Source organism: Acinetobacter modestus (genome assembly GCF_014636095.1).
In the GTDB taxonomy this organism is placed as follows: Bacteria; Pseudomonadota; Gammaproteobacteria; order Pseudomonadales; family Moraxellaceae; genus Acinetobacter; species Acinetobacter modestus.
This window is the reverse complement of record NZ_BMDV01000008.1, coordinates 40,147-62,068: the sequence shown is the minus strand read 5'-3', so window position 1 is coordinate 62,068 and position 21,922 is coordinate 40,147. Positions and strand designations below refer to the sequence as shown.

Genomic DNA, 21,922 nt, shown 5'->3' with positions numbered 1-21,922 from the left:
TATGGTAGAACTGACAATTGAACAAAAGAAGCAGGCAGTCACAAAAGGATTATCCCAATTTTTGCCAGATACCGTGTTGCAACGTGTTTTACAGTATTGGGAAAGTGAATATGGACATCAGCCTTCTTTTGTATTAAACCGTTTTTTAAGTGAAATTTGTACAACACATGAGTTGCGGTTGCTCCGCAAAGACATGTTGCGTCAGGTCTTGCATGAAATATCTATTGTTGAAAAACAGCAACATCTTGAGGTTAAAGAAGATCAAGATGTGGTGATTGTGGAAGAAGAGCAGCCTGTAGATCTATTTCAAGCTTTTTATGATTTTATTATCACAATTTTAAAATCAGTTCATCGGAATGATTATTTAGAGTTCGTAGATGAATTGGGGATAAAAATGAAGAAGCATCGCTCATTGGCTGCTTATCGGTTTATTGATGGTTCAGAAAAAAATTGTCTTAAGCAAATACCTCAAACACTCTATGCGGAACTGATTACAATTTTTTATGCCATTTATTGTGATTTTTATGGGCCAAATAAAGCTGATCAGCTTTATGCGCAGATTAAGAATATAGTGAAGCAACAATATCCTGAAATTGATTTAAAACAGTTATTATGAATATAAAAAAAGCGACCAATTTGGGTCGCTTTTTTGAGCATTACGCTACTGATTCTGGTGCACGCCATAAACTTTCTAAGTCATAGAATTTACGGGCGGTAGGTAGCATAACGTGTACAACAACGAACCCTAGATCAATTAGGATCCATTCAGCATCTCGTTCACCCTCAACACCAATCGGGCGAAAACCTGCTTTACGTGCTTCATCAGCAACATTGTCAGCAAGTGCTTTGACATGACGAGTAGATGTTCCGCTTGCAATCACAATTGCATCGGCAACATTGCTAATAGAACTTACATCAAGTTCTAGAATATCTTTGGCTTTTACATCAGTAAGGGCTTCATGTACAACTTTTAAACAAGCATGTACATCTTTGTTTGCTGTTTTGATTTTTAGGTCGTGAGAATTAGAAGCGCTGGGCGATGGTTCTAAATTCATAGAGGGTATATTTTCCTGACAATTGCTCATCGTCAAATATACCGTTTTTCTCTATAAAATTCAAATTTCAGCAGTAACAGTTTATGTATTCACGTCATTGGAAAAGTACTTTTCTTTCCATGCAAAAGATTGATCTGATTGAGTTTTTGGTCGGTATTCTGCACCAATATAACCTTGATAGTCACTTTGACGTAACCAGTCAAAAATTTGCTTATAGGGAATATTTCCTGTGTCAGGTTCATGTCGATTTGGATAATCGGCAAATTGGATATGTCCAATTTGATGTAAATTTTCTTGTAATCCAGCCAAAATTTCTTCACCCATCATTGCCATATGGTAACAATCATATTGCATTTTTAAAGCAGGATGGTTGACGACTTCCAGCATTTCTTGGGCTTGAGCGATATTCTGAACTAGAAAACGTGGCATATCAGTGCCATTAATCATTTCAAAAACGGGTTCAATACCTTGTTCACTGAGCATGTGGCAAGCAAGTTTCAAATTGCTTGCTAAGGTATTTAAACAGGGTAAGAGGTCAGCATCTTGAGGCTGTTTACCGGCTAAAATGTTGACTCGAGGAACATTCAGGGCCTTTGCATAACGAATTGCAAGCATAAGGGCATGATGAAATTCAATTTCTTTTCCAGGAATACCTGCTAGGCCATTACCGCCCTGCATTAAATCGCCAGCAGGCACATTAATGAGGCAAAGGGAAAGATCGTATTGTTCAAGCTGAGTTTGAATATCAAAAATTTCTAATTCATATGGGAACTGAATTTCGATATGTTGGAAGCCATGTGCATGAGCTAAAGCAAAACGCTCAATCAAAGGGACTTCCGTAAAAATCATCGACAAATTGACTGCAAGATGGCTCATATTCAATCTCCTTCAATCAATTATTATTGCTCTAAATATTGAATAATAGTCGCTAAATCATTATCAGCAAAGCCGTTTTCTTGGTGGGCTTGTAACTGTAGTAGAGCTTTTTGTGCAACAGGTATATTTAGGTTAAAACTATGTGCAAGTTTTAATGCATTATTAAGGTCTTTGGATAAGGTCTGCACTTTCCATTGCACAGGCTCGAAAGTATGGGTTGCCATACGAGGAGCTAAAATTTGAAATGGTTTAGAATCTGCAAAACCGCCCGCGAGAGCAGGGGCAAGTAAGTTGGTATCTACGCCTGCTTGGTTCGCTAATGCAACCGCTTCTGCGATCAAAGTGCTATTTGCGGCAACAATTAATTGATTACAAATTTTAGTGGCTTGTCCAGTCCCTGTTTCACCCATACGAGTGACACGTTGGGATAAGACCTTATAAATAGGCTCGAGTGCTTGGATGGTGTGTTCATCGCCACCAGCAAAAATGACCAATGTACCTTGTTCTGCCCCGATAGTCCCGCCTGAAACAGGCGAGTCAATCCAAGTCACTTGTTGCTGTTGGGCAGATTGCGCCAATTGTTGTGTCACGGTTACCGACAAGCTAGAAAAATCAACAATCACTTGCTCTGCTTTTAAATAGGGCTGGATTTGATCGAAAACGCTTTGAACAGCTTGATCATCCGCTAAACATATTAAAATAACAGGGTATTTCGCAATCTTGCCTAATTCTAACTGAGTTGCACCTTGTTGAATAAGTGCTTCACATGCATGTTGGCTTCGATTCCATACAGCTACAGTATAACCAGCTTGAAGAAGTCGAGAAGCCATACGTGTACCCATTAAACCCATACCTAAGAACGCGATAGGTGTTTGTTGATTCGCATGCATGTGAATTTATCCTCGTGCTTATTTATATTGGCGCGGCAAGAATTGAATTTCTGGATTCTTATCTTTTTTACGTGCAAGGCTACTGTTTTTACCTAAAAGTAATTTAAGCTGCCACAGTTTTTCTAAACGTAAAGCCTTTTCAGGTTGATGTTCCATTGCATCCAATACTCGTTTCGCTGCCATAATTGCATCTGGCGAGCGCTGTAAGATTTCTTGGGCGATCACGTTTGCTTTGACTAATGGATCTTGATCTAAATGTGTCACTAGACCAATTTCTTTAGCGTATTCTGCGTCAAAGATACGCGCAGTCAGCGTTAGTTCTTTGGCTAGATCAACGCCGATCAGCCCTTTTAATGAGCGTGTTAAACCCATGTCAGGTACTAGGCCCCAACGGCTTTCCATAATCGACATTTTAGTAGTGGGAGTCGCAATACGAATATCCGCTGCGAGTGCAAGCTGCATTCCTGCACCAAAGCAAAAACCTTCGATCGCTGCAATAACAGGAATAGGCAAATTTTGCCAAATTAAAAAAGCTTTTTGAAATAAGCTTTGTCCTGGTTTGATCAGTTCCCATGCTGCAAATGCTGTATTTTTTGGATTATTTAGATCTGATAAGTCGATACCAGCACTAAATACCTGTGCTTCACCCGTGAGGATGACACAACGAATTGAACGATCTTTCTCAATTTTTTTAGCTGTTGCAACCAGTTCTTTTAATAACGCAAAACTCATTGCATTGCGTTTATCTGGTCGATTTAAGGAAACAGTTGCAATCCCATTGTTCTTTTCAACGCGTAAAAGTGCCATTTACCATACTCTTATTGTGTTTGATTGAGGCAGCATAACATGAGTCTTTAACCTGAAACATGACACCGCAGTCACATTAAATGTCATGGGTGTGTAAGATGAGATTTGCGGCTTGTCGCACCTGTTCAATGGCTGTATTTAATTCATTAAAGCGATAATTTGTTTCCCGAATAAAGCCGTCGTCTGCTTTACGTCGTTCTTTACGCAGGGTTGAAACGAATTGTTCAAACTCGCCAGAAACCTGTTGCAAATTCGGTGTTCCTACGTATCGAGTAGCACCATATAGACGGTGCAATACATGTTCCAGTTGAGGGAAGTCTTCCATTTCAATCAATTGTTGCATTTCAGCAAGTTCAGTATCGAAACTGTCTATCAACATATTCAATAGATCTTGTGCTAGATCTTCTTTGTTCGCTGCTAATTGAACACTTTGTTGCCAATTCAAAATTTGAGGATCAATCGTTTCAGTCGAACGTTTTTGTTCCGTATTTGCTGGTTGAGAAGAGAAATTGTTTTTTGTCCAGTGCGTTAAGATTTGAATGATTTGTTCCATTTGAATCGGTTTGGTTACGTAATCATTCATACCAACTTTGAGTAATTTTTGCTTCTCGTCTGCTAGAGCATGTGCAGTGAGTGCAATAATCGGAAGTTGCATGCCTGTATCTAAAGTTGACTCTAAGGAACGAATTGCTCGTGTTGTATCAATTCCTGACATCACTGGCATTTGGATGTCCATAAAGACTAAGTCAAATGGCGGTAATTTTTGTTGTATACGTGCTTGAATGATATCAATCGCTTTCTGCCCACTGAGCGCTTTTGTAGTGGTGACGTTCAATTCACCAAGTAATGCTTCCAGTACAATCAAGTTAGGTAAATGATCGTCTACAGCAAGTATATGTAATCCTTGACCATTAAAGTTTTCTGGTTCTGGTTCGAAGATAGCTTGATTTCCTAATAACTGAACTAGTTCACGACGACTCAACGGTTGGTAGAGCGGGCGCGCACGATATTCATTCAGCATGTTCGGCTCAAGGCTCATTTGATAACCGTAAACGGCTAAGTTTCCTTGGTAACGCTGACGAATTTCTTTGAGTAGTGCTTCTGTATCACCACTGTGGTCGACAATCAGCCATGTATTTTCTTGCTGATTTAAATGATTCAGACGACTAAATAAATCCAAAATTGATTGTGTTTCGATATGTGAGACACGGTAGTTTTCTAAATATGAACGAAGCACGCTCGCTGTGGCAGGATGGGCAAGGTAAGAGACCACTTGTAAATGATCAAAATGTGGATGCTCAACAAATTCATCTTGTTCATCCACTTTAAATGAAGCCGTAAACCAAAAGGTTGAACCTTTTTCTGTTGGGGCACGTTCTTGGTTGTCTTCAAAGCCAATTTGACCATGCATCAAATGAACAAGTTGTTTGGAAATCGCTAAGCCTAATCCTGTACCACCAAATTGACGAGTAACGGAAGCATCGCCTTGAGAGAATGATTCAAATAATTTTTTACGGTCGGTACCACTGAGACCAATACCACTATCTTGAACGCTGAAATGTAATAGGCATTGTCCAATATCATCATCTTCCATGCGTACACGAACGATGATTTCTCCATCTGGAGTGAACTTAATGGCGTTGGAAATGAGGTTGGTCAGAATTTGTTTAAAACGTAAGGCATCGCCAACCACATGCTGTGGGATATTCTCAGCATAGTAAAATGCCATATTGATATGTTTTTGCGCTGCAAGCGGAGAAAGCATATCCATCACATCAAAAATAGCTTCTTCCAAATCAAATGGCGCTGTTTCGAGCTCTAATTTACCTGCATCAATTTTAGAAAAATCGAGGACATCATTAATGAGTGCTAAAAGGTGAGCTGAAGATTTACGAATAGTTTGAAGATACAGATTCTGTTCATTACTTAAGTTTTGCTGACGCAGTAAGAGGTGAATAAAACCGTCAATACTGTTGAGAGGTGTTCTAAGTTCATGACTGATATTGGCTAAAAAGACTGATTTAGATTGATTCGATGAAATTGCTTGGTCACGTGCTTGACGATAAGTAATATTTTGGACTTCGAGTGTATCTAAGGTACGACGTAAATCCTCTTCTGTTTGTTCAGTATGCTCTTTCAACTCCAAGAAGCTAAAATGTAAACGTTTGACTACATTGGCAATATCACGCTGGAGTAAGCGTAACTCACCTGTACTGTTCACCACGATATGCTGATCAAGTGTATCTGCATTTAAGCGTTGCATTTGCATGCGAATTTCATAGAGTGGAGCAAGCCAAATTCTTGAAAATACGTTTAAACAGAGTAATAAAAGTAATAGGGTAATTAGTCCAGTCACGACCAAGGCTAATAGAATTTTATAGCGAGCTAACTCAAGTGGCTGATTGTCTAATTCAATCATGAGCCAAATTGATTCGTTATTACCACCGGCCAATTTTGCACCATAGATGCTGTTGTGGTTATGTGCGATTGGACCAAAAAAATTACTGTTATTTGGAAAAGTTGGCCAAAAACGATTATTTTGATAACCAACACTGAGATAGGTTTGCCCTTGATTATCAATAATGACAGCGCGTTGTAAGTTTTTCTCATCAAACATTTTTTGCATAATGTTTTGAGCGCGATCATATTGATCGGGGTGCTGTTGTACCAGTTGCAGCAATTTTTCTGCGGTTTGATGGTAGCGAGCTAAAATCGCAGAAGCATCTGAATATTGTTGCTGTTTTGCTGCACTGGTGGTTTCAGATAGAACCCATAAAATACCAACTCCTGTTAGAACGGCGATTGGCACTAAAATAAGTGCAATCAATTGTCCATAAGCATGATTGAGCCGTAAGCGTTTAGATAGGGTTTTATTGAAATTTGACATAGCGCGGTCAGATTTATCATTCTGTGAAACATCTTATCATGCTTTGCCGAAATCAGAGGTATTGGCTAGCCAATAAAAAGCATAGTGAAAAGGTGCAGTATTTCTTATTTTTTCATACAATAGTCGCCACCTTAATATCGGTGTCGATCATGACGAATACGCAAACTGATTTTTTAGCAGATGAATTTTTACTAGACTATTATGTCGGTAAAAGCCCTTTAGTGCGTTTGCAACGTTTAGCAAGTCATACTCAAGCTACCGTATTAGCGAAATTAGAAGGTAATAATCCTGCTGGCTCAGTCAAAGATCGCCCTGCTTATAACATGATTGTTCAAGCAGAGAAGCGTGGACAAATTCAACCTGGTGATACTTTAATTGAAGCCACTAGTGGTAACACTGGCATTGCTTTAGCCATGGTTGCAGCCATGCGTGGTTATAAAATGAAGCTGATCATGCCAAATAACATGAGTCAAGAACGTAAAGATGCAATGTTGGCTTATGGTGCTGAGTTAATCGAAGTGACTCAACAGCAAGGTATGGAAGGCGCACGCGATTTAGCTTTACAAATGCAGGCTGAGGGCAAAGGTTTTGTCCTAAATCAATTTGGTAATCCAGACAATGTAGAGGCGCATTACCTCACAACTGGACCTGAGATCTGGAAGCAAACGGGCGGAAAAATCACCCACTTTGTGAGTTCGATGGGGACGACAGGAACCATTATGGGAGTCTCTAAGTATTTAAAAGAACAGAACCCTGATATTCAAATTGTGGGCTTACAACCATCTGATGGTTCGAGCATTGCAGGTATTCGTCGTTGGCCGGAAGAATATCTTCCAACTATTTTTGATCGTCGTCGTGTGGATCGAATTATTGATATTCCACAAATCGAAGCAGAAAAAACCATGCGTAAGTTAGCACGTACTGAAGGTATTAGTGCAGGTACTTCTTCTGGTGGTGCAGTTTGGGCGTCAATTAAAATTGCTGAAGAACATCCAGATGCTGTAATTGTCTGCATTATCTGTGACCGAGGTGATCGTTATTTGTCAACAGGGCTGTTTTCAGTTCAAGATTAAAATCTCCCCCTAATCCCTCTCTGTTAAAAAGAGGGGGAACTCCTCCCTTTATAAAAGGGAGGTTGGGAGGGATTGGAAGAGATTTCAAGATGAATTTACGTTTTCCAATTTTAGTTTTTGATATTGAGACACTAACCGATTTAAAGGCGGGTGCTCATCTTTATCATCTTGATTTACCTGAAGCCGATGTTGAACAAGCATTAACGAAGATTCGCCGTCAAGAATCTGGTATGGATTTTCAACGCCTACCTTTGCATGAAATTGTGTGTATTTCTGGTTTGTGGATTGATGAAAAAGGTGTTCGACTTTTTTCATTTAGTCAGGAGCAAAATACAGAAGCTGAGATGTTGACTAAATTTTTATCTATTTTTGATAAGAAGCAACCCACATTAATCAGTTGGAATGGTTCGCAATTTGATCTGCCTGTGATTTTATTCCGTGCCATGTATCATGGTTTGTCTGCGTCAAGTTTATTTGATCAGGGTGAAATTGATAACCAAAAGCGTTTCAATAACTATCAAAACCGTTATCACCATCGTCATGTCGATTTGATGGATGTGATGGCAATGTTTAATGGTCGAAATTTTCAAAAACTTGATGATGTTGCTTGCCTTTTAGGATTACCTGGGAAACGTGGTGAGACTGGTTATCATGTGCCAGAGTATGTACGTACTGAACAATGGTTAAAACTGAGCAGTTATTGTGAAGGTGATGTTTTAAATACATGGTTGATCTATTTACGTTGGTTGTTGCTTAAAGGGCAGCTTAATCAACATGATCATCAGCATTGGCTTCAAACCACGATCGATTATTTACAAACTCAAACGCAACAAACAGAATTCTTACAGGTATGGCAACAAACATCGCAATATACTGTATTTACCGCAAATACGTTTGCGCCAAAAAATTAGGTTGATCTTTTGAAACATAAAGCGAAACAGCGCCCAGCTCAATATCCAACATATACCTTTCAAATCGAAGCTTTTTCTCATGAGGGGCGAGGGATTGCGCATTATGGAACGCATCCTGATCATCCAAAAGAAAAGCATGGTAAGAAGGTTTTTATTCGTTATGCTCTCGTGGGTGAAACAGTACAAGCCAAGATTAGCAATCAAACTTCGCGTTTAGAAGAAGCGGATATGGTTAAGCTAGAAAGTGATGCGGCTGTGGGGCGAGTTGATCCGATTTGTCCGCATTTTGGGGTCTGTGGTGGCTGTAGCTTGCAACATATTCATCCAGACGAACAGATTTTATTAAAACAGAATGTATTGAAGTCACATTTACAACATTTTGCTGGTTTACAACCAGAACAATGGTTAGATCCAATCCGCTCTGAAAAAATAGATTATCGCCGTCGTGCTCGAGTGGGCGTTCGCTATATTGCGAAACAAAATCGTTTGGTGATGGGCTTTCGTGAGCATCACAGTAATCATTTAACACCGATTCAGCAGTGTCATGTTCTTGATCAGCGCTTGTCCGAAAGTTTGGTGGAGTTGAGAAAACTACTCGAAAGTCTAACAGGCAAAGCCCACATTGGTCATATAGAATTAGCAATGGGTGATACCGAGACAGCGTTATTGATTCGCCACTTGGATGAATTAAATGTGTCGGATGTCAACCAATTACGTCAATTTGCGTTACTAAAGGATTGGCAGTTGTATTTGCAACCTAAGGGCGCAGATAGTTTACATCGTGTTGATGATGCTCAAGCACCTATGCGTTTGCACTACAGTCTGGATGAGTTTGCGGTTAAATTTGCATTTTCACCTTTAGACTTTACTCAAGTAAATAGTGATGTAAATGCAAAGATGATTCACTTGGCATGTGAATTGCTAGATTTACAGAAAGGGGAGAGAGTGCTCGACCTATTTTGTGGACTGGGTAATTTTTCCTTACCTTTAGCACGTTGTGTTGGTGAGACAGGTCAGGTCGTTGGTGTTGAAGCAAGTGATGAGATGGTACAACGGGCAACTGAGAATGCGAAAGCAAATCAATTGTCTCAGGCATTGTTCTTTTCACAAGATTTAACAAAAGACTTTTCGCATCATTCTTGGGCAAAACAGGGATTTGATGCATTATTAATTGATCCTCCTCGATCAGGTGCGTTTGAGGTTATGCAATATGTACCTAATTTTGGAGCAAAAAGAATCGTTTATGTTTCATGTAATCCATCAACACTGGCAAGGGATGCGGGTGTACTGGCACAATATGGTTATCAACTTAAAAAAGCGGCAGTAATGGATATGTTTACCCATACTGAGCATGTTGAATCAATTGCCTTGTTTGAAAAAATTGCGCAATTTGAAAAGACCCAAGAGATAAACGATTAGAGAATGAGTTACATATCCAGAGGAGAATGGTATGGTCACAGTACGTGAGCAGTTACCTGGACGACTCCATGAGTTGTCAGAGGAAACGACTGTAGAACATGCCGCTGAAGCGCAAAGTGGTCTGGTCTCTTGGCTAGATCGAGTGCGTGATATTTTGGATGGGGCAGAGCTAAAGCAACTTCAAAAAGTTGCAGAGCTGACCTTGGCAAAAGAATTAGAAACCACGGTTCATCATCGTAGCAATACCTTTAGTACAGGTATTGGTATGGCTGATATTTTGGCGCATTTACATGTTGATGAAGACACATTGTCAGCGGCAGTGTTGTATCGAAGTGTGCGCGAAGGTTTAATTACTTTAGAGGATATTCAACAACAATTCGGCGAACAGGTACTTGGTCTTGTACAAGGCACGCTTGCGATGGGTAAGCTCTCTGAATTGATTGAAAAAAATAAACGTTTAGAAGATCATTTTAATAACAATCAGCGTGAGCATTTAAACGGCATTTATAAAATGCTGATTTCAGTGACAGAAGATGTACGCGTCGTTTTGATCAAATTGGCTGAACGTACTTATGCTTTACGTGAATTAGCCACTGCAAGTAAAGAACGTCAAGAACGCGTTGCACGCGAGATTTTAACAATCTATTCACCACTTGCACATCGATTAGGTATTGCACAGCTAAAATGGGAATTAGAAGATCTCGCTTTCCGTTATTTGGCACCTGAGCGTTATAAAGAAATTGCATCGTTGCTGAATGAAAAACGTTTAGAGCGAGAGCAATATATTCAGTTTGTGATTGATAAGCTAAAGACTGAACTGGGTATGCATCATATTCAGGCGGAAATCACTGGACGAGTGAAGCACATTTATTCGATTTATCGAAAAATGAAAAGCAAAAATCTGAGTTTTGATCAGCTTTATGATATTCGTGCAGTGCGTGTATTGGTAAAAAGTGTACCAGACTGTTATCACGCTTTAGGTATTGTGCATCAGTTGTGGCGTCATATCCCGAACCAGTTTGATGACTATGTCACCAATCCAAAAGCCAACGGCTATCGTTCATTACACACAGCAGTGATTGCTGAAAATAAGTCTTTAGAAGTACAAATTCGTACCTTTGAAATGCATAATGAAGCCGAACTGGGCGTTTGTTCGCATTTTAATTATAAAGAAGGTGCAAAAAATACCGATCATTCATTTAATCATCGTCTACATTCTTTACGTGCGGTATTGGAACATTATCAAGAGCGTACCGAAACCACACCACATGGCGAGGATGAAGAGTCAAACGGTATAGATCAAATTCAAGATTTTGAAAATTTTGAAAAAATCTATGTGTTTAGTCGTGATGGTGATATTAAAGAATTGCCACGAGGTTCAACGGTTTTAGATTTTGCTTACCATGTACATACTGAGGTAGGTAATAAGTGTTATGCAGCACGTGTCAATCAACGTTATGTGCCATTAACCTATACGTTGAAGACGGGTGAACAAGTTGAGATTTTAACCAAAAAAGATCGTGAACCGAACCGTGATTGGTTGGTGAACTCTTTAGGTTATATCAAAACTGCTCGTGCGCGTGACAAGTTACGCCATTGGTTTAGACAACAAGATCGTAGTAAGAATGTTGAGGTGGGGCGTGAGTTACTTAATAAAGAGTTGGCACGGTTAGCAATTCACCCTAAAAGTATCGATCTTAAAGACTATTCATCTCACTTTAATCTGAAATCTGGCGATGATATTTTAGTTGCATTGGTCAGCGGTGATATCAGTTTGCATGCCTTGATGAATCAAGTAAATCGTCAGATGCACTTGGATCAAGATGAGCCTGAACTGGTCTTAAAACCTGCCTTAAATCCACGTGCCAGCCATACCTTATCTGCGCATGGGATTTTGATTGACGGTTTGGATAATGTTGAATTGCATATTGCACAGTGTTGTCAACCTGTACATGGTGAGTCGATTGGGGGCTATATCACTTTAAATCGTGGTGTCAGTATCCATAAGGTTGCTTGTCCAGATTATTTACGTATGACCACACAAGAGCCTGAACGTGCTGTTGAAGCGGATTGGGAAATGCAACCAACGCGTGGTCAGAGTGTGCAAATTGTGGTTGAAGCCTATGATCGTCGTGGTCTACTTAAAGACCTCACGCAAGTGATTTTCTCAGATCAAATAAACATTCGTCAGGTGAATACGATTTCTGAGGCAGATGGGATTGCCAATATGAAGTTACTGATTGAAGTGAAAGGTTTGGCGCAATTGTCTCGTCTTTTAGCTCGTTTAGAGCAGCAGCCGGGCATTATCAGCGCACGACGATTGGTTCAAGGGAGTTAGTTGGTATTATCTTTATAAAAAAGAACACTTTAAATTAATTTAAAGTGTTCTTTTTTTTGCATCAACAAAAATTCATAAGTTGAATATACACAGATTATTCGATCACCAACGAATCGGTTTTTCACTCGAACCTGGTGTAAGTTCAGCATCCGACAGTGGTTCTGAACTCTCGACTTGTGTCGAATTTTGTTGAGAGTAACTGATCGGCATTAAAGACAAGCCATTTAAGACATCATTACTTATTTGTTGTGCGAGTAAGTCTGATGAGGTTGTAGATTGTGAATTATGAATAAGCTCTCCTAGAGATTGGCGTTGCTGTTGATTTACAGTTCCTGCAGCAGCAACTTTCCCTGTATTCACCTCAATCACTCGCCAATTTAGACGGATTGCTTGTTGCCCAGCTGGAACAGCGCCATAAAATGAACGTCCTTGAGTCGTTTTTGCTTCATTGATCCGTCCAACTAAAATATAGTCAGCACCCACTTTTTGCCCAAGTCTTGCCATTTCTGCTGGTGCACCATCCCAACGAAGAAATGCATTTTCAGTTGCCATCTCCTCAATATAGTCACGGCTGACTAAACTGAGCTGGCGTGAGTTTGATAGCTGAGTACCAATTAGATCGGCAACTTCTGTCACAAAGTCATCAGCATCACTGCCATCTGTGAGTTGAGTTTTTGAATAGTTATATTGAAATGGCATAACCGCAATACGGCGTAAGTGTTGATCCGCTACACTTGATTGAAACTTGCTGACATAAGCACGGACTTTCGCGCGATAGTTTTTACCAGAACCAGATACACTCAGCACCTGAAAACGATTAATTGCACTGGTACCTTGTGTTTCAATACTAAAAACAGGAGAGGTTTTTCCTTGGTAGCTCCAATGATTGTTTGTTACGACCATGTTCACTTCTTCAGTCAGATCTGTACGTGAAGTGACACTAGTTCCATTCACAGATTGTGCTGCGATGAGCAAAGCTTCGGCAATTGCTTGTTGTTGCGTAGGGCCACTGCCTGTGGCTTCTTTCATAATTTCTTGTAAAGCAGCATAGGCTGAATGCGTTATTGTGAGGCAGAATAAAGCTGCATAAAGTAAAGATTTCATCGTTATCTATCATTCTAACCAAAAGACCTGATAACACAGGAATACTGTGTATCAGGTTTAATTTTTAAAGAGTTTATAAACCAAATGTCGAACGTTTCGCAGATTTACGAATTTCTTTTTCACTCGTCCATTCAACAATTCCTGTTTTTAGATTTTGTAATTTAAACGTGAATTTATAATAAACATCACTCTTACCACCTGAGTTTTTCACGATACTCGATAAATTACCGTTTAACATGTATTCAGCAGCAATTTGCGAACCCGTTTTAACAGCTGTTCGTTTGTCTACCATACCACTCTGTTGTTGATATACCAGTTGATCGGCCATAGCGCCAACAGAAGTCATATCTACAAAACGGAATTTTCCAGAATTGATGAGTTTAGTTTGGATCGTATCCGTGATTGATTCAGTATCAATGTGCTCTTGAGTTTTATTTTTAATGCGATCGACGAAGAGCACAGGGCGACGAGACTGAGTCATTTCAATGACAGGTGGAAATGCCAACATGTCATCAACCATTTTTGCAGCGATTTGTTGAAGATCAGTTGATCCAAAATCTTTAGTAAGTGTTTCAGTTGCCTGTGCATCGCCATAAGAGACTGATTGTGATGTGCAACCACTCACAAAAGCGATTGTGCTGATTGTTGTTGCTAAAGCTAAAGTGCGAAGTTTCATATATTTCCCCCTGATCAAGAATCTATTGGTTAATCTTTTTTCATGTAAATCAGTACATCAACACCACTTGGATTGGGTGCGACAGACTGAACAGTTTTTACTTCACGCCCTTGTAATGTGATTGGTTTCCAAGTTGCACCTTCTGGATTGATTTCTGTTCCATTGGCATCAAACCAAACAACTTTGTATTCAAAAGATTGTGCGTAGAACCAACCATTTTTTAAGGCGAGTGATGCTTTTTTAATATCTCCAAGACTGACCATATTGATTCGATTGACACCAATACGGGTTGCGAGAATAGGATTACCTGTCATGGTTCTGACATTGCTTGCACCAGTATTTGGGTCTGTTTGTGTACGCATCGCATTTGGTGCTGTACATGCAGTTAAGCCAAGGCTAAAGCTACACAGAATTATGGGTAAAAGGCGTTGTTTCATTATGTTTTACTCAAGTTATTATTTAGCGATACTGAAGCTATCAGCGACAATTTGTTGGTTGGTTTCGATACCATGAATAAAGGTCGTCTGATTAGCTTTCACTTCAATATTGATCGATTGGTTTGCATAGTTGTTTTTAAGTTGAATGGTATGACTACCAACAGGGAGTAAAAGGCGAGTGACTTGTGCATTGCTTGGGAGGGTATTCCATGCACGAACATCTGCTTTTTCTGTGGCAGTGTTATAGACATTGCCTGCAAGTTGTCCAAATACGCCTAAACGATTGCCCAGTTCTTTTTGTACAGCGTATTTCGCTGTAGAACGTGCAATTTGAGTTGTGAGATTAGCGGCAATATTTTCTTTTAGTGTTTTTACAGCCAATGCACCAATATCAGTAAGTAATGCTGTATTTGCAACGGTTTTCCCATTCACTGCGATATCGACCTGTCTTGGTGTGATATAGGTTGAAGGGTCATAGCTTGCAAATGAGATATTCACTAATCCATTTGGTGTTGGAATTGCTAAGGTCGAAGAAATTTTTTGAGGAACTAATCCTTGCTCCAGGAAAATAACGACAGGATATTGAGCATTTGCTTTGTTTGCACCGTTATCTAGTCGTTTTACATCATTTTTAATAAAATCATTTGGCTGTAGTTCATATGCTTTTTTATAATCAACTAAAGCATCATTTTTTTCACCCAAAGCTTCCCATAAGGTTGCCGCCATATAAAATGCATACGCATTTTGATACGTGTTTTTTACTTTACCCGCAATTGTATTTAGTCCAGCTAAAGCTTCATCGTATTCAGCTGGAGCAGAATTATCATTTTGAGCTTTGGCTGTTGCTTTTTCTGCTTCTTTGCTATGAGCTAATTCAATTTCGCGTTGAATACGTTGCGCTACACGCATTTCAACAGCCGCACCCTCAGTATTATTTAAAGCTAGATAGTTTATCGATTGGTAAACATGTGCTAATACCTGTTCATATTCAGGAATCTTATAAGGTGCTACGCTATCATTACTCACGAGGGAAAGTGCCTTAAAACCTAATTTAGAAGCGCTAATTGTCGCTTTATTATTTTGAGCATCTAACAATTCAAATGCATTTTCAAAAGTTTGCTTACTAGCTTCATATTGTTTGTTTGCTTGTTCTAAACGCGCTTTTTCTAATAGATATAATGCTGCATCATTACTTTTAGCTTTTTTTTCAAATAATTCTTGTGTTGGCGTCGATATCGGTTGAGTCAGTGATGAACGAAAATTTTGAGCCGTGTCCGTATAGTTATCAAATAAACCAGCATGTACTTGAGTTGTTAGACCAGAAATCGACAAACTCATGCAGCTGATGAATAAGAATGAAAGCTTTGGTTTTAATAATAAAGATGACATATATACCCCTATAAAAAATAAAAACTGTATTAAAAAATTACGCAAATATACAAAAAGTTCTAAATAATTAACAGGAATTTAAGAAGATATTTAATAAATATTTTTATTTTATAAAGTAAAAGATTTTTTTATTAGTATAAGTTTTTGAAACATAATGTTTATTTTGATTCATTCAAATATTATTTGAATGAATCTTTTAAATTATCTTTTTGATAAAAAAATATTGGTCAATCGATTTAAAAACTGTGGGCTGATGCTCGACAATTGATACATCAATTTAGTTTTAATTCCTATAGGAGTGTGTGTTGGAATCAAGGCGTGATCTTTTTGTTGTGCTAGATGTAATACTTGTTTTGCTACATCAGCGGGGGTTAAATCTACGCCAATATTTTGAATACTGCCCGCATCCATATTCTTCACCATATTGGTTTGTACAAATAAAGGCATTACATCAAGCACACGAATATTATATTTCTGCCACTCGACGTCTAAAGCTTCTGTTAAACCACGAACAGCAAACTTACTTGCTGAATATGAGGCTAAATCTGCTTGTCCATAAATTGCTGAAGCTGAAGAAAGATTAATTACACGAGCAAAACTGGCTTTTTGTAGGTGAGGTAAGGCAACATGGCAACCATTAAAAACACCTTTTACATTGATGTCGATGGTACGATGATGAGATTGGATTGGGGTGTTTTCAAATGCACCTGAATATAGGATGCCAGCGTTATTAATTAAAATATTGAGTTCACCAGCCCAATTATTAAAGTCTTGTAAAGCGATTTGCCATTGACGAAAGTTGCTTACATCGAGATAGCCCGCTTTCGCATTTTCCCCAAGTTCATCGGCTAATTGTCGCGCTTGTTCATCGTTAATATCATATATACCGACTTTATAACCTTGTCGATAAAACATACGTGCGATCTCAGCACCAATTCCTTGTGCGGCCCCACTGATAAATACGCTATGTTGCATTACTTTCCCTTGCTTTATCATATTTCTTTAATCGGCGTATATTACGCATAAGCAGGTTCAGGCTGCAACAATTTGGTGTATTTGGAGAAATTCATGGAAAAGTTATTAGAAATCATGCACGAATTAAGACAAAAGTGCCCATGGGATCAACAACAAACACCAAATAGTTTGACGCGTTATGCGATCGAAGAAGCCTATGAGGTAGAAGCTGCGATTCGAGAGGGGGATCTAAATGAAATTCGTAATGAGTTAGGCGATTTGTTATTGCAGGTCGTGTTCCAATCTCAGATGTATAGTGAACAAGGTGCATTTAATTTTCATGATGTGGTCGATGCGATTAGTGAAAAATTAATTCGTCGACATCCACATGTATTTCAAGCTGAAAAATATCAAAATTTAGATCCAGAACAAGTCAGTGAATTATGGAAAAAAATTAAGCAACAAGAAAAACAAGGTAAGGCTCAATCTCGACTAGATGAAGTGAAACATGCGCCAGCATTGGTACAGGCACATGAGATTCAAAAAAAAGCAGCGCAGCTGGGTTTTGATTTTGAAACAGTTGAAGATGCTTATGGGAAGTTAAATGAGGAATTAGAGGAATTACAAGAGGCAATAAAAACTCAAAAAGCTGATGAAATACAAGAAGAGTTTGGAGATTGTCTATTTTCTTTAATTAACGTAGGACGTAAACTTGGCGTGTCGAGTGAGACTGCATTATTGGCAACGATTCATAAATTTAGAAGCCGATTTGCATATATTGAACAACAAGCACAAAGACAAAATAAAGACTTGCAAGAAATGAGTTTGGCAGAAATGGATGAACTATGGGAGCAAGCAAAACGACACTTAAAACTTCAGGGGAAATCCAATGAATTTGCCGCAACCAAGCAGCAAACATAACTTTATTCTGTTTATTTTTATATTTTTAAGCTGCTTTGATTGTGTGAGTGCACAACCATTTGATCAATCCTATGAAAAATGGAAAGCTCAACAACAAGCACGTGATCAGCAATTAGCGAAGCAGCCTAACAATAATTATTATTTATCAAGACCTACACCACAGAAAAGCTCTCAGCAAGTTTCATCCCCTGTCAATATTCAGGGAGATAAGATTAGTTTGAACCAAGCAAATTTACAGCAGTTACAGACTTTAAATGGCGTTGGTGAGAAAAAGGCTCAGGCAATTGTTGAATATCGCCAAAAGAATGGTGGTTTTAAAACGGTGGACGAGTTGGTCAATGTCAAAGGAATTGGTCCAAAATTGCTTGAAAAAAATAAAGCACGCTTAGGATTATAGGATAAAAATAAAGATGATATTGCAATTAAAACATACTGATCTGTTGAAACTTCAACAGAATAAATTGCCCTTTGAGTGTGTTAGAGCTATGATTAGCGACAAATTGTTATTTACGTCCTGACGTAGGAGACAGTGTCTTTTGCAAACTTTGCGTGCGTCAAAATGTGGTTTGTCCACAGCCCAACTCCCTTCTTCAATATTAGATGTAATCGATAGCCTAACGAAAGCGGGCTATGAGGCATATATTGTGGGCGGCGGTGTTCGCGATATGATGTTAGGTCTTAATCCTAAGGATTTTGATGCTGTCACCAATGCAACACCAGCACAAGTGAAAGAAGTTTTTGGTCGACGTTGCCGAATTATTGGTCGACGTTTCGAATTAGCACATGTTTATTCTGGTCGCGAACTGATTGAAGTCGCAACTTTCCGCGCTCCTCCCAAAAAAGCAGTCACCAGTGCTTCTGGTATGATCCTGCGAGATAATAATTGGGGAACAATTGAGCAAGATTTTGCGCGTCGAGATTTCTCAATTAATACTTTGTATTATCAACCGCGCCAAGCGATCGTGTTAGATTTTTGTCATGCAGTTGATGATATTAAAACGCGTACTTTGCGTTTTTTAGGTGAGCCTGCACAGCGATTTGAAGAAGATCCTGTTCGGATGTTACGTGCTTTACGTTTTGCTGCGAAACTCAACTTCCAAATTGATCAATCGATTATTGATGTTTTTGATGTTGAAATGACGCAACTGTTACGTGACGTTTCGCCTCATCGATTATACGATGAGTCTCAAAAATTATTTACTATGGGGCATCTTGCACGCGTTTTGCCGATGCTGATTGAGTTTGGTGTTTGGAAGCAATTATTTGCTGAAATTCCTCCAAATCTAACAGCTTTCATCGAACGTGCAGCTAAAAATACTGATCAACGAATTCAAATTGGTAAGACTATTAATCCCGCATTTTTTTATGCAGTATTGTTGTGGAAGCCATTCTTAGAGCGTTGTGATTTTTATTTAAATAAAGGTGTTGTTCCTGCTGAAGCACGTGCCCAAGCTGGTTTAGATGTATTGAAACGTCAAGCCACACGTACCATTATTCCCCGTTTTGCTGAAACTTTCATTCGTGAAGTATGGGAAATGCAAACCCGTTTGCTTAATCCAAAACCACAGCAAATTGAAGCTTTAGCTGGACATGCACGTTTCCGTGCAGGCTTTGACTTCTTGTTGTTACGTGAGAAATCAGGTGATAGCAGTACCGAAGGCATGGGTATTTGGTGGGAAGCTTACCAAGAAATGTCAATCGATCAGAAAGAAGTCGCAATTCGTCAGTACAACCGTCAACGTAGTAAAACACGTCGTAAGACAGTTGAAGTTGATGAGCCAAAGACCACTGAGATTGAGCCTTTGGTGAATGTCCCTGAGCCGAGAAGCCGCCGTGCCAAGAAAGAACGTGTTAGAGCAGATGAATCAACTAGCCGTTTTATTGAAAAAGCGACTGCCATTTCTGGACAAATCAATGCAGATCATCCGATCCTTAAGCGTAAGCGTGTACAACGTGATCTGAGCCAAGTGGTTTTTGGACCGACGCAATGACTATTCGTACCTATATCGGTTTAGGCAGTAACTTAGGTGATTCACAACAGCTTCTTAGCGAAGCTGTTGTGAAGTTGGCTAGTTTAGGTTCGGTAAAAGTTTCAAGGCTTTATCAAAGTCCACCGATGGGTCCTCAGGACCAGCCAAATTATCTAAATGCCGTTGTTCAATTGGACACGACACTTGAAGCACTTGCCTTATTAGACCAATTACAACAATTTGAGCAAGAAGCAGGTCGTATTCGTTTAAGGCGATGGGGAGAGCGCACGCTTGATTTAGATCTATTGATTTATGGTCAAGAGCAGATTCAAAATGAACGTTTGACCGTACCACATATTGGTATTTTAGAACGTGATTTTGTGATCCTTCCCTTATTAGATTTAGATGCTCATTTACAGTTAAATGGGCACTCATTAAAAGATTTAGAACTAGTGCAGCAAGCAAACTTGACTGTAATCGCAGATCAATCTTGGGCAACTGCGTAAGATTGTTTCGTTCTGGAAATGCCTGCAGAGGATATCATCATGATTAGTCTAAGTGACTTAAGAAAATTTAAAGCTGATGGACGTAAGTTCTCATGTCTTACTTGTTACGATGCAAGTATGGCTAAAGCGATGGAATTAGCTGAAATTGATACAATTTTAATTGGTGATTCTCTAGGAATGGCGATTCAAGGAAGAGATTCCACACTTCCTGTGACAGTTGAAGATATGGCTTATCATACAGCAGCTGTACGTCGTGGTAATTCGCACGCCTTAATTATGACTGATCTACCATTTATGAGTTATGCAACGCTTGAAGATGGTTTGAAAAATGCAAAAGCAGTAATGCAAGTTGGCGCACAGATGGTCAAGATTGAAGGTGGTGCGTGGTTAAGTGAATTAGTCCAAGTTTTGACACGTAATGGTATTCCTGTCTGCGTGCATTTGGGTTTAACGCCACAATCAGTACACGTATTCGGTGGCTATAAACTTCAAGCACGAACGCGTGAAGCAGCTGATCAATTAATTGCGGATTGCCAAGCTGTGGTTGATGCAGGTGCTGCGGTATTATTATTAGAGTGTGTTCCAGCTCAGTTAGGCAAGGAAATTGCTGAACTATTTCCTAATACTCCAGTGATTGGTATTGGTGCAGGCAATGAAACTGATGGACAAGTTTTGGTTGTACAAGACATGCTTGGTTTGACTTTTGGTCGAGTTGCGCGTTTTGTGCGTAATTTCATGAAAGAACAAGCGGGCGAAACAGCAATTGTAGATGCATTTAAATCGTATCATGCAGCTGTTCAAAACCAATCATTTCCTGCTAAAGAACACACTTTTCAAGTTGAGCTCTAACTCATGAAAACAGAAACAACAATACAAGGCTTAACTGCATCATTAGCTCCCGCAAGAACAGCAAAAAAACTTATTGGTTTTGTTCCAACTATGGGGAACTTGCATGAAGGTCATTTGACTTTAGTGCGCGCCGCAAAAAAAATCTGTGATGTCGTGGTGGTGAGTATTTTTGTTAATCCAATCCAGTTTGGTGCGGGTGAAGATTTTGATAGTTATCCACGTACGTTAGAACAAGATAGTCGTTTGTTGGCAGATGTAGGGTGTGACATTATTTTTGCCCCTTCTGTCGATCAAATGTATGGCAAGCAGCCTCGTTTAACCAATATTAGTGTTAGTCAAATTACCAATGATTTATGTGGTCAATCGCGTCCAGGTCATTTTGATGGTGTGGCGGTTGTTGTCACTAAACTATTCAATATTGTACAACCTGATTATGCTTTTTTTGGGCAAAAAGATTATCAACAATTGGCTGTAATTCGTCAGTTGGTGCAGGATTTAAATATTCCATTGGAAGTCATCGGCGTACCAATTGTACGAGCAGCAGATGGTTTGGCTTTAAGTTCACGCAATGGTTATTTGTCAGAAGAGCAACGAAGTATTGCGCCAACAATTTATCAGTTGTTAAAACAAGCTGAGGTTGGTTTGGGAGAGGGGCAATCACTTTCACAAGTGTTAGCAAATATCTCAACGGAATTGACACGAGCTGGATTTGTTGTGGATTATGTAGAGGCTCGTCAACCTAATTTGCAACCAATTGACGAGTTTGATCGTGATTTAGTTTTATTTATTGCGGCTAAATTAGGTTCAACACGTTTGATTGATAATTTACAAATTAATTTCAAAACATAAAATAAATTAAA

At 39.2% G+C, this 21,922-nt stretch carries 21 protein-coding genes; 11 read left to right on the top strand and 10 right to left on the bottom strand.

What is annotated here, in order from left to right; all coding sequences use genetic code 11:
- Position 1: 1 nt before the first annotated feature.
- Positions 2-616 (top strand): hypothetical protein, encoded by a 615-nt coding sequence (locus IEV17_RS15135; protein ID WP_004664158.1) that lies wholly within the window; start codon positions 2-4, stop codon positions 614-616.
- A 40-nt stretch (positions 617-656) separates the two neighbouring features.
- Here the strand turns inward: IEV17_RS15135 and rsfS are convergent, their stop codons facing one another.
- The 5 genes from rsfS to IEV17_RS15110 all read right to left on the bottom strand — a co-directional run bounded on the left by rsfS (position 657) and on the right by IEV17_RS15110 (position 6,515).
- Positions 657-1,055 (bottom strand): ribosome silencing factor, encoded by a 399-nt coding sequence (gene rsfS, locus IEV17_RS15130; RefSeq protein WP_004664160.1) that lies wholly within the window; start codon positions 1,053-1,055, stop codon positions 657-659.
- An 81-nt stretch (positions 1,056-1,136) separates the two neighbouring features.
- Positions 1,137-1,931, bottom strand: coding sequence for a hydroxypyruvate isomerase family protein (locus tag IEV17_RS15125; protein WP_004664162.1), 795 nt, complete (start codon positions 1,929-1,931; stop codon positions 1,137-1,139).
- A 23-nt stretch (positions 1,932-1,954) separates the two neighbouring features.
- The gene (locus tag IEV17_RS15120; RefSeq protein ID WP_004664164.1) at positions 1,955-2,821 is read right to left on the bottom strand and encodes an NAD(P)-dependent oxidoreductase; all 867 of its coding nucleotides are present in this window, start codon (positions 2,819-2,821) and stop codon (positions 1,955-1,957) included.
- Positions 2,822-2,839: 18 nt separating this feature from the next.
- Entirely contained in the window at positions 2,840-3,628 is a 789-nt protein-coding gene (locus IEV17_RS15115) for a crotonase/enoyl-CoA hydratase family protein (RefSeq protein WP_004664167.1), read from the bottom strand.
- A 76-nt stretch (positions 3,629-3,704) separates the two neighbouring features.
- The gene (locus IEV17_RS15110) at positions 3,705-6,515 is read right to left on the bottom strand and encodes a GacS-like sensor histidine kinase (protein WP_004664168.1); all 2,811 of its coding nucleotides are present in this window, start codon (positions 6,513-6,515) and stop codon (positions 3,705-3,707) included.
- A 149-nt stretch (positions 6,516-6,664) separates the two neighbouring features.
- Between IEV17_RS15110 and cysM the strand changes: the two genes are divergently transcribed.
- The 4 genes from cysM to IEV17_RS15090 all read left to right on the top strand — a co-directional run bounded on the left by cysM (position 6,665) and on the right by IEV17_RS15090 (position 12,256).
- On the top strand, positions 6,665-7,588 hold the full coding sequence (cysM, locus tag IEV17_RS15105) for a cysteine synthase CysM (RefSeq protein ID WP_004664170.1): 924 nt from the start codon (positions 6,665-6,667) through the stop codon (positions 7,586-7,588).
- An 89-nt stretch (positions 7,589-7,677) separates the two neighbouring features.
- On the top strand, positions 7,678-8,499 hold the full coding sequence (locus IEV17_RS15100; RefSeq protein WP_004664171.1) for a 3'-5' exonuclease: 822 nt from the start codon (positions 7,678-7,680) through the stop codon (positions 8,497-8,499).
- A 9-nt stretch (positions 8,500-8,508) separates the two neighbouring features.
- Positions 8,509-9,918 carry a 23S rRNA (uracil(1939)-C(5))-methyltransferase RlmD gene (gene rlmD, locus IEV17_RS15095; protein ID WP_004664173.1) on the top strand — a complete coding sequence of 470 codons (1,410 nt, stop codon included), beginning with the start codon at positions 8,509-8,511 and terminating at the stop codon, positions 9,916-9,918.
- A 31-nt stretch (positions 9,919-9,949) separates the two neighbouring features.
- Positions 9,950-12,256 carry a RelA/SpoT family protein gene (locus tag IEV17_RS15090; protein ID WP_004664174.1) on the top strand — a complete coding sequence of 769 codons (2,307 nt, stop codon included), beginning with the start codon at positions 9,950-9,952 and terminating at the stop codon, positions 12,254-12,256.
- A gap of 102 nt (positions 12,257-12,358) precedes the next feature.
- Here IEV17_RS15090 and IEV17_RS15085 read toward each other — a convergent pair whose 3' ends face one another.
- The 5 genes from IEV17_RS15085 to IEV17_RS15065 all read right to left on the bottom strand — a co-directional run bounded on the left by IEV17_RS15085 (position 12,359) and on the right by IEV17_RS15065 (position 16,837).
- Positions 12,359-13,360: a CsgG/HfaB family protein gene (locus tag IEV17_RS15085; protein ID WP_004664176.1), complete on the bottom strand. Its 1,002-nt coding sequence runs from the start codon at positions 13,358-13,360 to the stop codon at positions 12,359-12,361.
- A 73-nt stretch (positions 13,361-13,433) separates the two neighbouring features.
- Entirely contained in the window at positions 13,434-14,036 is a 603-nt protein-coding gene (gene lpoB / locus IEV17_RS15080; RefSeq protein ID WP_004664178.1) for a penicillin-binding protein activator LpoB, read from the bottom strand.
- A 29-nt stretch (positions 14,037-14,065) separates the two neighbouring features.
- Positions 14,066-14,473: a DUF1425 domain-containing protein gene (locus IEV17_RS15075; protein WP_004664180.1), complete on the bottom strand. Its 408-nt coding sequence runs from the start codon at positions 14,471-14,473 to the stop codon at positions 14,066-14,068.
- Positions 14,474-14,491: 18 nt separating this feature from the next.
- The gene (locus IEV17_RS15070; RefSeq protein ID WP_004664182.1) at positions 14,492-15,862 is read right to left on the bottom strand and encodes a COG3014 family protein; all 1,371 of its coding nucleotides are present in this window, start codon (positions 15,860-15,862) and stop codon (positions 14,492-14,494) included.
- 201 nt (positions 15,863-16,063) lie between these two features.
- Complete coding sequence (locus tag IEV17_RS15065; RefSeq protein WP_004664183.1) at positions 16,064-16,837, bottom strand: SDR family oxidoreductase; 774 nt, start codon at positions 16,835-16,837, stop codon at positions 16,064-16,066.
- Positions 16,838-16,930: 93 nt separating this feature from the next.
- Here IEV17_RS15065 and mazG point away from each other — a divergent pair, with 93 nt between their 5' ends.
- From mazG to panC, 6 genes are all read left to right on the top strand, one after another.
- Positions 16,931-17,737: a nucleoside triphosphate pyrophosphohydrolase gene (gene mazG, locus IEV17_RS15060; protein ID WP_004664184.1), complete on the top strand. Its 807-nt coding sequence runs from the start codon at positions 16,931-16,933 to the stop codon at positions 17,735-17,737.
- Positions 17,706-18,134: a ComEA family DNA-binding protein gene (locus IEV17_RS15055; protein WP_004664185.1), complete on the top strand. Its 429-nt coding sequence runs from the start codon at positions 17,706-17,708 to the stop codon at positions 18,132-18,134. The genes mazG and IEV17_RS15055 overlap by 32 nt, the downstream gene beginning before the upstream one ends.
- A gap of 139 nt (positions 18,135-18,273) precedes the next feature.
- Positions 18,274-19,728, top strand: a complete 1,455-nt coding sequence (gene pcnB, locus IEV17_RS15050) for a polynucleotide adenylyltransferase PcnB (protein ID WP_004664186.1) — start codon at positions 18,274-18,276, stop codon at positions 19,726-19,728.
- Positions 19,725-20,213, top strand: a complete 489-nt coding sequence (gene folK / locus IEV17_RS15045; RefSeq protein ID WP_004664188.1) for a 2-amino-4-hydroxy-6-hydroxymethyldihydropteridine diphosphokinase — start codon at positions 19,725-19,727, stop codon at positions 20,211-20,213. Before pcnB ends, folK begins: the two co-directional genes overlap by 4 nt.
- A gap of 39 nt (positions 20,214-20,252) precedes the next feature.
- Entirely contained in the window at positions 20,253-21,062 is an 810-nt protein-coding gene (gene panB / locus IEV17_RS15040; RefSeq protein ID WP_004664191.1) for a 3-methyl-2-oxobutanoate hydroxymethyltransferase, read from the top strand.
- A 3-nt stretch (positions 21,063-21,065) separates the two neighbouring features.
- Complete coding sequence (panC, locus tag IEV17_RS15035) at positions 21,066-21,911, top strand: pantoate--beta-alanine ligase (RefSeq protein WP_004664192.1); 846 nt, start codon at positions 21,066-21,068, stop codon at positions 21,909-21,911.
- The last annotated feature ends 11 nt before the right edge of the window (positions 21,912-21,922 follow it).